The sequence below is a fragment of the Lentzea sp. NPDC005914 genome (assembly GCF_040629405.1).
Taxonomy (GTDB): domain Bacteria; phylum Actinomycetota; class Actinomycetes; order Mycobacteriales; family Pseudonocardiaceae; genus Lentzea.
Window position 1 is genome coordinate 80,865 of record NZ_JBEXVQ010000037.1, and the last position, 13,826, is coordinate 94,690.

Sequence of the window (13,826 nt, forward strand, 5' to 3'; positions counted from 1 at the left end):
CGAGCGAGAATCTTGGTTTCGACCTCAGGTTCCATCCACAAAGGACTCCTCCGGCCCCTCTGCCGAGAACCGTGGTACACAGTGGGTGATGGCCAGAGAATTCGTGCTGCTCGGCGAGGTCGCGATCCACGCGGGGGACGGCGTCGCCGCCATCACGCAGCCCCGCCTGCGTGGGCTGCTGGCCGCGCTGCTGGTCGACGTGAACACCGTGCTCTCCTGCGACACGCTGGTAGATCGGGTGTGGGGCGACGACCTTCCGCACAATCCTCGCGCGTCGTTGCGCAACCACGTCGCCCGGCTGCGGGCGCTGCTCGGCGACGGTGAACGCACGATCGTCTGGCTGTCCGGCGGCTATCTGCTCCGGGCTGATCCCGAGTCCGTGGACCTGCACCGATTCCGGCGGTTGCGGGGCGCGGGACGCGGGTCCGAGGCGCTCGCGCTGTGGTCGGGTGAGGCGCTGACCGGCGTGCACACGCCGTGGGCGAATGCGCTGAGGGCGCAACTGAACGCGGAACGCCTTGCCACGCAGCAGGATCTGGTCGTACCGCGGCAGCTTCCCGCTGCCCCGCTGTCGTTCGTCGGGCGACGTGACGACCTGAAGCGGCTGGACGCGGTCCTGGGCGGCGGCACGATGGCGATCTCGGCGATCGCGGGGACCGGCGGGGTCGGCAAGACCTGGCTCGCGTTGCGGTGGGCGCACGACAACGTGGCGAGCTTTCCGGACGGCCAGCTCTACGCGAACCTGCGCGGCTTCGACCCGACCGGCGAACCGGTGGCGGCAGAGGCTGTGCTGCGGTCGTTCCTGCACGCACTTGGTGTGCCACCGCAGGACATTCCACGAGACGAGGACGCACGCGCGGCGTTGTTCCGGACGCTGGTGGCCAGCCGGAAGATCCTCGTGGTCCTGGACAACGCGCGGGACGCGGCGCAGGTCGCGGACCTGCTGCCCGGCGGCGGCTGCGGTGTCCTGATCACGAGCCGCAACGATCTCGGCGACGTGACCGGCGAGCGCCTGTTCGTCGACTGCCTCAGCGAGGACGAGTCCCGCCGGCTGCTGGCTCACCACGTTGGCGCACAACGGCTTGAGGACGAGCCCGAGGAGGCCTCGAAGCTCCTGCGGTACTGCGCCGGACTGCCGCTGGCACTCAGCATCGTCGCCACGCGCGCGGCGCACCACCCGGAGTTCCCGCTGGCGGCGTTGTCCTCGGAGCTCACGGACGGTCTCGAGGTGCTCGACGGCGATGATCCCAGCGCCAGCCTGAGCGCTGTGCTCGCGTCGTCCTGCCGGGCTCTTTCGCCGCGCGCGGCCAAGGCGTTCCGGTTGCTCGGCCAGATGATCGGACCGGACATCAGCCACGCGGCGGCGGCTGCTCTCTGCGAGGACCCCGGCGCGCTCACCGAACTGGAGAGCGCTCATCTGGTGGAGCAGCACCAGCCGGGCCGCTACCGCATGCACGACCTCGTTCTGAAGTACGCGCGCGACGCCCGGCCCGATCCAGCGGGGACCAGGCGGCTGCTCGACTTCTACCTGCGGTCAGACCAGCTCGACGACGAGGTCGACAACATCGTGGCCGCCGGGGACTTCGCCGCCACGCACGGCTGGCACGAGCACGCGTGGCGGCTCGCGAACGTGATCTGGTACTTCCGGTACGTCCGCGGCTACAGCACGAACTGGGTGCCGAACATGGAACGCGCGCTGGCCGCCGCGCGGCAGACCGGGGACGTGCGGGGCGTGGCCACCACGGTGAAGAACCTCGGTGTGGCGCTGTACTGGAACATGCGGATCGAAGAGGCCGTGCGGTGCTTCGAGGAAGCGCTGGACCTGTACGCCGCGCTGGGCGACGAGCGGTCGATGAGCGGAACGCTGAACAACCTCGGCGCCGCGCACGCCCGGCTCGGCAAGGACACCGAGTCGATCGCTTACTACGAGCGGGCACTTCACTGCGCGGACTACCTGCCGGAGGCACGGGCCGGAGCGCTCGCGAACATGGCGCAGGTGCTCGTGCGCCAGGGCCGGATCGCCGAGGCGGAGGCGAACTGCCTGCATGCGCTGGAACTGAACCGGGAGTGGGGCTCGGACGACATCGAGGGCCACATCGTGGGCAGCCTGGCGATCGCGCTGCGGGCCGCCGGCCGGTTCAGCGAGGCGCTGGCCCGGCACCAGCGGGCGCTCACGTTGCTGCGCAGCGTGAACGACCGCATGGGCGAGTGCGAGACGTTGAACGAACTCGGCGAAACGTTGCGCCACATGGGTGATCCGGATGCGGTCACGGCGCATCGGCAAGCGCTGACGCTCGCCGAGAACATGGCCAACCCGTTCGAGATCGCCCGTGCCCGCGAGGGCATCGACGCCGCTGCTCACCGCCAAGGCGGATGAATCCCTCAGCTGAGCACGATGTGCACCGGACGCAGGAGCGCTTCCGGGATGTTCAGCAGCGCCAGTGCTTCCGTCCCCGCCTCGTAGCCGAGACGCCGATAGGCTTCGAACTGTTCGTCGGTGAACATCTGCCGACTGGTCGAGTGATGGGGAAACCGGCCTTCACGCGCCTTGAACGCGTGCAGGTCCCAGCTGGCCGACCGGGTGAGCACCGCCTTGCCGTAGATCAGCTTGGCCTCGCCGTCCTGGTCCGGGTACCTCACCTGGCCCCGCACGGCCATGGCCTCGCTCATGCCGTCGGGTCCCGGCATCGTCGGACGCGGGTCGAGCTCGACGTCCGCGCCGAGCTCGCTGCGCGCCAACGCGATGGCGCGGCCGATGTCCAGGCCGGCGCCGGTGGGATCGTTGCTCGCGTCGAAGCACAGGACGTGGGTGCACCGCCTGCGCAGCAGCTCCACCAGACCCATGTTCTCCCAGTGCCCGCCGTCGGTCAGGTAGATGAAGCGGTGGGTGGACTTGGTGGCGCCCAACGCCTCGCGCAGCACGTACAGGGCTCCCGGCTCGTGCCAGCCGTCTCGCACGGAGGCTCGCAGCCGACCGGCCCAGCCACGAGGCGGCTCGGGCTTGCGCTCCCAGCGCGGGTGCAGCGGGTTCTTGATCCAGACGCCGAGGCGCACGTTCGTCAGGGCCATCAGGAAGCGCAGCGGCGGGTAGGTGAACCTGCCCATCAGCGGCGACAGGGCGGCGCCGGACACGGCCATGATCGACGGCAGGGTGAGCTGCGTGCCCGGCAGGCCGGTCTGCTCCTCGTACCAGTCGGTGCCGCGGCGGCCGAACAGACCACCGCCGCTCTGGTCGTGCTCGAAGGTGAACGACTCCGCGAACCGGCCGACCGGCACCTCGTCGCTGGTGAGGTTGACCGCGCAACACACGATCAGCTTGGGCATCTTGCGTCCGCTCGCGCCGAGCTTGCAGCCGACCTTGGAGAAGTAGAGCCGCTCGTCGTACCCGATCGGCTCGCACACGACGTTGCCGTCCTCGTCCACCTTGCGCCGCAACGCGAACACGCTGTTGAGCCGCTCGCGGTAGAACAGGTGCATCGAGTAGCGGCGGTTGTGCACCTTGATCGCCATCAGGCCGACCACGGCGATCGCGACAAGCACACCGAGCAGGTCGCCGGCACCCCGGATGCCGATCCGCGCGGCGAACTCCAGCGACGACAACAGGGGCACGAGCAGCAGCCCGGCGCTGCCGAGCCCGGAAAGCACCAGCATGAGCCGCAGAGCCCGGAACCGGCGGCTCAGCGCGAGCGCGGCGACGGCCAGCACCAGCGACAGCAGCAGCCACACCGCGTCGATCGCGAACCGGCCCTGCGTGGTGTCGAAGGCCTCCGGCGACTCGCGGAAGAGCCACGAGATCATCGCCGTGGAGACGGTGCCGTACAACGAGGCGAGCGGCGGCAGCACCAGCAGCACCGAGATCACACCGACCAGCGTCACCAGGTTCGCGGCCACGCCCTCGGAACGCGTCTCCCCGTAGTTGCGGGGAGACCGGCGGATGTCGTTGAACCTGCGGTAGGCCACCAGCAGCACAGCCGTGGTCAGGAGCACGGCGGCGGCGATCAGCAGCACCGTCAGCGTCGGCGACGTGGGCAGCTCGAGACCGTTGAGCCGCAACCGTTCCAGCGGCTGACCGAGCAGGTGCAGCGCCCACCCCGTGAGCCGCCCGCCGATGAACGCGCAGAGCACGAACGGCAGGTAGTTGAGGATGAAGCCGTAGACCATGCTCAGCGCGAGCCACAGCCTGCCGATCCGCCCGGGCGCCAGGTAGTTCGTGTGCTGGCGCAGGTAACGTTCCTCGACGGAACCGTTGCTCCAGTGCGGTTTCCCGTTGTCCGTGTCCGGGTCGCTGTAGGCGCCGGTGATCGTCAGCGCGCTGGCGATGTAGTTGCCGCCCGACACACCGGTCAGGTAGTCGGCGCGCTCCAGGACGTGCTGGCGCTGCAACGCCTGCATCGCACCGAGGTTGAACGCCGCGGAGCGGATTCCCCCACCGGACAGCGCGATCCCGATCCGCATCCCTTCCGGCGGGTCCTCGACGTACTCGGACCCCACGTTCGGCAGGCTGCGACCGCTGTGCCCCAGCGCCATGTCAGCCTCGCATCGCCATCGCCGTGTACCCGAGCGACACCCGGTAGTCCTCGTCGGCGGGGTCGCAGCCGTGCGGGTAGGTGGCTTTCGCGTTCTTGCCGCGCAGCCTCGGCAGCGACCGCTCGTGCAGGTAGCGGGTGAACAGCGGGTGGAAGCACAGGAAGTCGGTGTCCTCCTCCGTCGTGAGGTTGGAGTCGAACGTGTACTGGAAGTGCGCCTTGTTGTAGCGGGCTGTCTCGTCGAACCGCACTCCGAGCGCTCCCAGTGTGAACAGCATCGGCAGGAACTCGCCGAACTCCATTCCGGTGGCCTTGCGGATGCCCTCGCGGTTGAACACCCGATGCAGGTCTTTGGCGGCGAAGCAGATCCCCAGCCGGTCCGACAGCCGGACCAGCGCCTCGCGCGCCAGCGGGAACGACGCCTGGTGCGCGGCGAAGATCCCGTTGACCACCATGCGTTCCGCTCGCCGGGTACCGCGGCGGATCGCCTCCTCGGTCACCGCCCACGGCACCGAACCGTCCACCGGCGCCGTGAACACGCTGTTGAGGATCTCGATCAGGTGCCGCGGCAGCAGCTGGGTGTGCCGGAGCAGGTAGGCGAGCGGGTCCTCCTCGGCTCCGAGTCCGCTGATCATGCGTGGTGGCAGCGCGGCCCGCAGCAGTTGTGGCTCTTCCCTGGCCGCCGCTTTCTTGAGCAGCCCCTCGTACTCTTCCGGGTGGTGCGAGCGCAGGTAGAGGCCCAACCGGTTGTCCGCGAGCCTGAGGAGTTCCTTGGCGGTCCAGTAGATCGTGAGATAGCTGCCCCGGAAGTCCTTCTCCGGCGCGGTGGAGATCTCGTGGATCTGGTCGAAGAGCTCGCTGGGCAGGCAGATCTGCACGCCGAACGCGTCGTTGCCGAGGATCACCCTGCCGACACAGCGAAACATGCCGGACAGCACGTCACGCAGCTCGGGGAGCCTCGCGTGCAGGTCCTCGAGGTTGTCCATCACGATCACCAGCGGCTGCTGCCGCTTCCGCAGGATGACGCGCATCGCACGGCGCGCCTGATCGAACGTGACGCCTCCGTGCGAGACGTCGCCGATGATCTCGTTCAGGCCGATGAGGTCGCGGTCGGCGATCCGGCGCTGCAACTCGGCCAGGAACCGCTCGGTGATCTTGGTCGCGTCGGTGTGCTCCGTGCGGTCCAGGTGGTCCCAGACGTCCTGCAGCTCGTTGACCGGGTCGTTCTCCTGCGCGGTGTCGTGCACGTGGAACAGAGCGACCTGCTCGAACACGGCCTCCCAGATGTCGGCGGCCTGGTCGACGAAGAGCGGCCCGCGCACCTCGGTCCAGCGGCGGATCACGCTCGCCATCCACTGGTAGACGGTCGCGGTGCGCAACGCCCGCACGCTGTTGCTCATCGTGGAACCGAAGAGGAACGCGGTCTTGCCCGCGCCCTTGCGACCGATGATGTAGGTCGGACGGCTCGCGCTGATGGCCTGCGCGTAGATCAGGTTGGAACGGTCGAACAACTGGTCCACACCGGCGAGTCCGGCCTCGAACACGCTCTCGCTGTCCGCCGGCCCGAATGGCTCCCGCGTGGTGAGGATTCGATTCAGTGCGTTCACAGCAACCCCCCGTCACCATACAAGTGCACGCAGCCGAAGCGCTGATGCGAAACCGCTATCGCACCACCCGAATGCGTGAAAGATTCCAGGCGGCTTGTTCTCGTGCGAATTGTGGATCTGCCGGTCAGCGCGTCGGTGCGTCGCCGGCACCGGGACGCCGAGGGTGCCCGAAGTCGAAATTCGCCGTGCTGTGCCGCCAGGCGAGTGCGACCGGCACCAACAGCGCCGCGTAGGCGCCGACCGGAACCGCGATCCATCCGGACAGGTGCGCTGCCGCCTTGACGAGCATCAGGCCGATGTACCCGACGTCGATGACCCCGACTCCGCCATAGGCGATGAGTATCGCCGCCCGCTGGCTCGGGTGAGCGGTGTGCAGGTTGGCCGCCCTCTCGCTCGCGGTCACTCCGATCTCACCGCGGTCGAGCGACGAGGCGTCAGGCCCGGACAGCTGATCGAAGAGTGCTCGTTCGAGTGTGAGCATCGACCGGGCGCGGACAGCGGCGAGGTTCAGGAGCAAGGCTTGGTAGGCGGCGACGCAGATGAGCGGAAACGGGAGCAGGCAGATCGCCCAGCCGAGAAGATCCAGCTTGTCGTAAAAGGCGATCGTGCCGACGACATACGTGACGGCCACGCCCATCGTGGCAAGGCTGACGGTCAGCGTCGTCGAACGGTCGGCGCGATCGGACTGGTAGATCGCGGTCAGCACACCCAGGTCGTCGGACAAAGCGCCTCCCAGCACGGTTGTGTTCCACGCGTTTCCGGCAGCACCTCGACATCCACCGCGTTCAACCGAATCACTACTTCACGAAAACTGATCACATGGCGCACGAACGCCCAATGATCGCCCGAACGGGGGCAACCCAGCTAGCCGACGTATGCCGCGTAAGTGGCCTGGTCGAAGAGCACGAACCTGACGAGCTCGACCGGCGCGTCCGCCACCGCGGCCCGGGCGATCCGCGCGGCCGACTCCACCGGCCACCGGTAGATGCCCGTCGAAATAGCCGGAAACGCCACCGAGGCGGCCCCCAGTTCGGCCGCCACCCGCAGCGAGTTGCGGTGGCAGTCGGCCAGCAGGGCCGAGCGGTCTTCCGAGGCCGACCACACCGGGCCGACGGTGTGCACGACCCACCGCGCGGGCAGGCGGCCGGCGGTGGTGGCGACGGCCTGGCCCGTCTTGAGGCCGCCGCCGTAGTGGCCCGCGCGGAGTTCGCGGCACTCGGCGAGGATTTCCGGGCCGCCCTTGCGGTGGATCGCGCCGTCCACGCCACCGCCGCCCAGCAGTGAGGAGTTGGCGGCGTTGACGATCACGTCGACGTGCTGCTCGGTGATGTCGCCCAGGACGTACTCGATGGTGGCCACGTCCAGGATTGGATCACGACAGCGGGCACGTGGCCACGTCGTCGGGCCGGGGCAGGGTGGCGGACGGAGGCGGGGGCACGCCGTCGAGCCAGCGTTCGAGAGCGAGGAACGCCTCGCGGTGGCACGGGGCCAGTGGGCGCAGGCGGTCCGGGTAGGCGTCCACCAGGCCGTCCACGTGGGTGCCCTGCTCGACGCGGTAGTAGCGGTGCAGACGGTCGGGGGTCATGGCCGCGTAGACGTCCGAGTCCTGGCTGATCGGCAGGAGTACGTCGTAGGTGCCGTGCACGGTCAGCAGCGGGCGCTTCAGCTTGCCCGTCAACGCGATCGGCGCAACAGCGGGGCCGGCGATGCGACGCCGCGCGGCGTAGGAGTAGTCCGCGTCGCACAATGGTGTTCCCGAGGAGCAGAACGGGACGCCGGCTTCCAAGGTGCCGTCGAACCCAGGGTCGAACTCCTCGCGGTAGATGCGCTGGGTCAGGTCCCAGTAGTAGCGGTAGTGGTAGTCCCACAGGAATTCCGTGCCAGCGGGAAAACCTGCCGCGACGATCGCCTCATGCGCCTCGGAACTACCTGCGGCATAGGCAGGATACGAACGCAGCACGGGAGGCAGGAACGTCAGCGGGTTCGGGCCGTTGACCGTCCACAGTGTCCCTTCCCAGTCGACGCCGCCGTCGTACAGGTACGGGCGGTTCTCCAGTTGCCAGCGCACGAGGTAGCCGCCGTTGGAGATGCCGGTGGCGATGGTCCGGCGTGGGGCGTGGCCGTAGCGACGTGAAACAGCCGAACGAGCCGCGATGGTCAGTTCGGTGAAGCGGCGGTTCCACTCCTCCATCGCGTGGCCGTCGCGGTAGAACTGGGCGCCGGTGTTGCCCTTGTCGGTGGAAGCGAAGGCGTAGCCGCGGGAGAGGACCCAGTCGGAGATGGCGCGGTCGTTGGCGTACTGCTCGCGCACGCCGGGTGCGCCGGTGACGACGAGGCCGCCGTTCCAGCGGTCGGGCAGCCGCAGGACGAACTGCGAGTCGTGTTCCCAGCCGTTGTTGGTGTTGGTGGACGACGTGTCGGGGAAGTAGCCGTCGATCTGGATGCCGGGCACGGCGGCGGGCACCGGCAGGGCGGCGCTCGTGAGGCCCGCCCAGTCGGCCGGGTCGGTGTGACCGGTCGCCACCAGGCCCGTCGTCGTGAGGTCGGAGAGGCGGGCCAGTTGCTGATGTTCGGCGCCCGGAACGTGCACCGCGGCCGTGGGCGGGGTCAGCGCGAGTACGAGTACCAGCGGAAGCAACATAGCTGGTCAAGCTAGTGACGGCGGCCTCTCGGCGACATGGTCGCGTCCCACACAAGGCCCGCTTTGAAGGTGGTGAAGCCGAACAGGTCCAGCACGCGACGGACCTGCGGCTGGGTTCGGTGGAGGTCGAACGACTTGCCGTTGTAGTGCGCGGCGCACAGCAGGAGCAGGAGGCTGCGCAGGCCGCTCGCGGACAGGAAGGTCACCTCGGCCAGGTCGATCGACACCCGGTCGGTGGCGGTGTCGGTGATGCCGGGCAGGACGGCGGCGAAGAACAGGTCGCAGGTCGTCACGTCCATCTCGCCGCGGCAGGTCGCCACGAACCGGGTGCCCGTGCGCTGCGTCCGCACGCCGAACGGGCTGGATTCACAGACGGTCATCGGACCTCACCTCGCAGAACGGGACTTCACCTCACCGCACCTCGTCAGCGGGCGATAGCAGCGGAAGCGAAGGCACAGCGCGGAAAGCGAAGTGCACTCAGTCTGACCGCAGGATCTTCGACGGCGAGACACCGTAGGCGGCGCGGTAGTGAGCGGCGAAGACACTCGGACGGGCGTAACCCCACCGGGCGGCGATCGCCGTGACGGAGCCGTTCGCGGCGCGTAGATCAGCGTCTGCGCAGGACAGGCGCACGCGTCGGAGGTACGCCATCGGCGTCGTGTCGAGGTGGCGGCGGAACGCCAGCTGTATCGCGCGGATGGACACGCGTGCGGCGTGCGCGATGTCTGCGGCCGTGATGTCGTCAGCAGCGTTGTTCTCGATGAACGCGATTGCGCGCCGCACGGTCAGAGGGTGCGCATCACGCCGGTCCGAGGCCTTCTCCTCCGGTGCGCTGTGCGGGAAAGTGGCGAGAGTGGTGGCCACGAGCAGACGCGTCGCGTTGGCCACGACCAACGGCTCGTCCTCGAACACGGGAAGGACGTGGTCGCGCAGGTGGACGCACGTCGACCGCCAGGAAGCGGCGGCGAGGTGCGAGACAGCGCCACAACCGGAGAAGTGCACGCGGCCCACCACCGCGTCGATCGCCGGCTGATCCAGCACGACGAGCATCGCGCACGGATCGTCGATCGCCGCCGAGTACGGCAGACCTGGCTTCGCGGTGAGGAAGACCTCTCCTGGCGAAACCAGGTGTTCGTCGCCGTTCGCGCGATAGTGGACTCTGCCGCCGTCCAGGTGCCCGAAGATGTAGCTGAGCTGCGGCTCGCTGGTCACCGCCAGCCCGATGCGGCCGATCACCTCGTCGAACCGGATCGGGCCCAGCACCTGCGACGCCATCCGCATCCACGACCGTTCGCGGCCGCCGTCGATGCGCATCGCGCCGTAGGCCGCGCTGAGGACCTCCTGCGCCGCGTCCAGATCGGTCAACTCGACGACCTGCTCCACCTGCTGAACGATCCTCGTCCTTTCCCGCCGTGTCCATCTCCAGACCGAGGGCCGCGGCGATGTGGCCACCGCGTCGCTCGGCGGCGACGAGGCCGCGTTGCGCTGGACCGCACGCCACCAGGGCGGAACGCCCTACTCGATCCTTTGTAGAGCGTTCCGCCGAGCGACCTCAGACCCGCACGAGCGTGGCCAGCGCGGCCTGACCCTGCTGGTTCGGGTGGAACACCGCTTCCGGCCCCTCCTGGCCGGGCGCCAGCGCGTCGAACCCGCGCAGGAACGGCGTGCCCGCCTCGCAGAGCGCGTGGCCGTCGAACCTCTCCGGGTGGGCGAACGGGCTGGCGAACGTCACGTTGGCGCCCTTGAGCGAGGCCGTCCGAGCCGCCGACCTCAGCGTGGCGTCGAGGCCGTCTGCCACCTTGTTGCCGTCACGGCGTTCCTCGGTGGTGAGGATGCCGTCGCCGCAGATCGGGTCGAGCGTGGCGCCGGGAGGATTGTCCGAAGTGGACACCTGACGGCCGTAGCCCACGAGGATGGTGCGGGCGTACGGGCTGCGCTTGTGGATCTCGGTCAGCGTGGCGGTGACGTTGCGGCCCATGGCGGGCAGCTTGGCCAGGATCTCCTCGGTCGGCGCACCGGTGCAGTCGGCCTGGATGCACGTTCCGCCGTAGGCCGCGTAGTCGATGTCGTTGGTGCCGATGGTGAGGAGCACCAGGGTGGTGTCGCGGCGAAGCGCGTCCAGCTGGGCCGGGCGGTCCTTGAACGGGCGGGACAGGTCGGCGGTGGCGGCGCCGCTGCAGGTGACGTTCGCCGACGACGCGAGCCTGCCCTGGGCGCGCAGGCGGGCGGCCACCTGTTCGCCGTAGGAGTTGTTGCTGCGCCAGCAGTTGCCGGCGGTGCCGTCCTGGTAGTCACCCGCGCCGGTGCCGGACGCGTACGAGTCGCCCAGCAGCACGAGGGAAGCCGGACGGGCGGCCTGAGCGGCCGGAGCGATGCCCAGAGCGGCCAGAACAGCCGTGAGGACAACAACAGTTCTCTTCATCGAACCCCCAATGTCGATGTTGTTCCGAAGCCATCCTGCACCAAACGGAACCGGGAGCGCCGCGGAACGGCGAAAGCGCTAGCGTGCAGTCCATGAAGACGGCGCTGGTGATCGTCGACATGCAGGAGGTGCTGATCCCGGTCGTGTGGGAGGGGCCCGAGCTGGCCGGCCGGATCGCGGACCTCGCTGACCGGGCGCGCGCGAAAGGCGTGAAAGTCATCGCGTTGCAACAGGTCGGCGGGCCGATGTTCGAGCCGGGCGCGCCAGGTACCGCGCTCGCCCACCGCCTCAGGCTGCGGCCCGCGGACACGGTGATCCAGAAGACCGCGACCGACGGCTTCTACGGCAGCACCCTCGAAGAGGCCCTGCGCGACACGGGCGCGGATACGATCGTCCTGACCGGAGTGGGCACCGACTACTGCGTCGACGCGACCGCGCGGTCGGCCGTGAGCCGCGGGTTCGACGTGATCCTCGTCGAGGACGGCCACTCCACCGTCGCGGATCCGCAGGCCGGGCTCACCGCCGGGCAGATCATCGCGCGGCACAACCGGATCCTCAGCAACGCTATCCATCCGGGCGGAACCGTGAAAGTACGCCCAGCCGACAAGATCTTCATCTGAGTGACCCGCCGGCGAGCACCGGCGGGCCACCGCGCTCACACCGCGGCCAGAACCGAAGCGATCTCCTCCAGTAGCGAGGCCTTGCGCACGTTGGGCAGGAACGAGGCGAGCACCGCGTTTTCGGCCAGCCGCGCGACTTCCGCGTGGCTCAGATCCAGCGCTGAGGCCACCGCCAGGTACTCGCCTTCCAGCGTCGCACCGAAGAACGGCGGGTCGTCGGTGTTCAGCGTGACCACGATTCCGGCGTCCAGCATCTGCCGCACCGGGTGCTCCGCGATCGAAGGCACCTGCCGGGTGCGGACGTTCGAGGTCGGGCACACCTCCAGCGGAATCCCTTTCAGCGCAAGGTGCTCCACGAGGGCGGGATCGAGAACGCAGCTCGTGCCGTGCCCGATCCGCTCGGCTTTCAGATCGCGCAACGCCGACCAGATCGTCTCCGGGCCGGTGGTCTCCCCCGCGTGTGGAACGCTGTGCAGGCCCGCATCCCTTGCCGCGTCGAAGAAGGGCGCGAACTGGGCGCGGCCAACGCCGGCCTCGGGTCCGGCGAGCCCGAAGGAGACCAGGCCTTCCGGGCGTTCGGTCAGCGCGAACGCCAGCGTCTCCCGCGCGCCTGCCAGCCCCTTCTCACCCGGGATGTCGAAGCACCAGGCCAACTCCACGCCCATCTCCGCCGCCACCGCACGGCCCGAAGCGAGGCCGGCGAGCACCTCGTCGCCGGACATGCCGTCGAGCACGTGGTTGTACGGCGTCACCGTGACCTCGGCGTACCGGACGTTCTGCGCCACCAGATCGCTGGCGAGGCCGGTGACGAGCGTGTGGCTGTCGTCGCGGCTCTTCAGCATCGACTGGACGGCCCAGTAGACCTTCAGGAAGTGGTCGAAGTCCCGGAACGTGTAGAAGCGCTCCAGTTCGGCGCGGTCGGTGGGCACGCCGGCCTCGGGGTGGCGGCGGGCCAGTTCCAGCACGGTGTCGATGCCGGCTGAGCCGACGAGGTGGAGGTGCAGCTCGACTTTGGGCAGGGCGTGGATGAACGAGCGCATGGCAAAGCTCCCTGGGAGAAAGGTGAAGGGTGTCGGGAAGAGCGGGCGACTCAGGGAGCGAGGTCACCGCGTTCGGTGTCAGCGCCGTAGAGCGGCAGCTTGAAGTCCGGCACGAACTCGAACGTAGCAGAAGCACGCGCGGCGCCCGAATGTGCTGGACCCGTTCCGGTTCCGGTGATCGTCTGGTCCGGTGATCGCTGAGGACGTGCTGGAGATCCTGGCCGCGCTGGACGGCAACGACGTCTGGATCGGCGGCGGCTGGGGCATCGACGCGTTGGTGGGCGGGCAGACCCGGCCTCACGACGACCTGGACCTCATGCACCGCGAGGAACAGGAGCCCGCGGTGCTCGCCGCTCTGGCCGTGCTGGGGTTCACCGAGACGCTCTCGTGGCGGCCGGTGCGGTTCGTGCTCACCGACCCCACCGGCCGCGAGATCGACCTGCACCCGCTCCGGTTCGCTCCGGACGGCAGCGCCGAGCAGTCGTCGCTGACGCCGGACGAGCCGTTCCGCTACCCGGCGTCGTGCTTCGTCACCGGCACGATCCTCGGCACGACCGTGCCGTGCCTGTCCGCCGAGCAACAGATCTACTTCCACCAGGGTTACGACCCACGCGAGCGCGACCTGCACGACCTGGCGCAACTGCGGGCGCTAGCCCGTTCGCCCCAAAGACCTATTTGAAATTCCGATGGAGACAGGCGGCAAAAAGGGCAATATTTTGCGTCGAGCATTCTCGATGACAGAACAAGTCATTCTCTTGTCAAGCCAGTTTCCCCAGCTCACGCGGCCAGTTCGTCGCAAGCGGTTGGATGCGAACCAGTTTTGACCTTTCCGGAACGGAACGCGATTCAGTTCTTTCCTTAGTTCTCGGCGGCTTAGTGCTTGTTTCCGAGCTTGAGCGGGTGAGAGCTCTTTGGTGCACGGACAGGGGAACTCCTGGTAGATCGGACGTTGTCGAAGCGCCGTTCTGCC

At 68.7% G+C, this 13,826-nt stretch carries 12 protein-coding genes; 3 read left to right on the forward strand and 9 right to left on the reverse strand.

What is annotated here, in order from left to right:
- Positions 1–88 precede the first annotated feature (88 nt).
- Positions 89–2,377, forward strand: coding sequence for a tetratricopeptide repeat protein (locus ABZ345_RS37820; protein WP_359859587.1), 2,289 nt, complete (start codon positions 89–91; stop codon positions 2,375–2,377).
- Between the two features lie 5 nt (positions 2,378–2,382).
- Here the strand turns inward: ABZ345_RS37820 and ABZ345_RS37825 are convergent, their stop codons facing one another.
- From ABZ345_RS37825 to ABZ345_RS37860, 8 genes are all read right to left on the reverse strand, one after another.
- The gene (locus ABZ345_RS37825; protein ID WP_359859588.1) at positions 2,383–4,491 is read right to left on the reverse strand and encodes a hypothetical protein; all 2,109 of its coding nucleotides are present in this window, start codon (positions 4,489–4,491) and stop codon (positions 2,383–2,385) included.
- Positions 4,492–4,528: 37 nt separating this feature from the next.
- Positions 4,529–6,133 (reverse strand): hypothetical protein, encoded by a 1,605-nt coding sequence (locus ABZ345_RS37830; protein WP_359859590.1) that lies wholly within the window; start codon positions 6,131–6,133, stop codon positions 4,529–4,531.
- 124 nt (positions 6,134–6,257) lie between these two features.
- Positions 6,258–6,857, reverse strand: a complete 600-nt coding sequence (locus tag ABZ345_RS37835; protein ID WP_359859592.1) for a hypothetical protein — start codon at positions 6,855–6,857, stop codon at positions 6,258–6,260.
- Positions 6,858–6,997: 140 nt separating this feature from the next.
- Positions 6,998–7,501 (reverse strand): O-acetyl-ADP-ribose deacetylase, encoded by a 504-nt coding sequence (locus ABZ345_RS37840; protein WP_359859612.1) that lies wholly within the window; start codon positions 7,499–7,501, stop codon positions 6,998–7,000.
- A 4-nt stretch (positions 7,502–7,505) separates the two neighbouring features.
- Positions 7,506–8,774 carry a tannase/feruloyl esterase family alpha/beta hydrolase gene (locus ABZ345_RS37845; protein WP_359859594.1) on the reverse strand — a complete coding sequence of 423 codons (1,269 nt, stop codon included), beginning with the start codon at positions 8,772–8,774 and terminating at the stop codon, positions 7,506–7,508.
- Positions 8,775–8,785: 11 nt separating this feature from the next.
- Positions 8,786–9,154 carry an STAS domain-containing protein gene (locus ABZ345_RS37850; RefSeq protein WP_359859596.1) on the reverse strand — a complete coding sequence of 123 codons (369 nt, stop codon included), beginning with the start codon at positions 9,152–9,154 and terminating at the stop codon, positions 8,786–8,788.
- A gap of 97 nt (positions 9,155–9,251) precedes the next feature.
- A complete protein-coding gene (locus tag ABZ345_RS37855) occupies positions 9,252–10,157 on the reverse strand; it encodes a helix-turn-helix transcriptional regulator (RefSeq protein WP_359859598.1) in 906 nt (301 codons plus the stop codon).
- A 169-nt stretch (positions 10,158–10,326) separates the two neighbouring features.
- Positions 10,327–11,196 carry an SGNH/GDSL hydrolase family protein gene (locus tag ABZ345_RS37860; RefSeq protein ID WP_359859600.1) on the reverse strand — a complete coding sequence of 290 codons (870 nt, stop codon included), beginning with the start codon at positions 11,194–11,196 and terminating at the stop codon, positions 10,327–10,329.
- Between the two features lie 92 nt (positions 11,197–11,288).
- Here ABZ345_RS37860 and ABZ345_RS37865 point away from each other — a divergent pair, with 92 nt between their 5' ends.
- Positions 11,289–11,816: an isochorismatase family cysteine hydrolase gene (locus ABZ345_RS37865; RefSeq protein WP_359859602.1), complete on the forward strand. Its 528-nt coding sequence runs from the start codon at positions 11,289–11,291 to the stop codon at positions 11,814–11,816.
- A 35-nt stretch (positions 11,817–11,851) separates the two neighbouring features.
- On the opposite strand, the gene add is transcribed toward ABZ345_RS37865, so the two are convergent.
- Complete coding sequence (add, locus tag ABZ345_RS37870) at positions 11,852–12,856, reverse strand: adenosine deaminase (protein WP_359859604.1); 1,005 nt, start codon at positions 12,854–12,856, stop codon at positions 11,852–11,854.
- Between the two features lie 190 nt (positions 12,857–13,046).
- On the opposite strand from add, the gene ABZ345_RS37875 reads away from it, so the two are divergent.
- The gene (locus ABZ345_RS37875) at positions 13,047–13,535 is read left to right on the forward strand and encodes a hypothetical protein (protein WP_359859606.1); all 489 of its coding nucleotides are present in this window, start codon (positions 13,047–13,049) and stop codon (positions 13,533–13,535) included.
- The last annotated feature ends 291 nt before the right edge of the window (positions 13,536–13,826 follow it).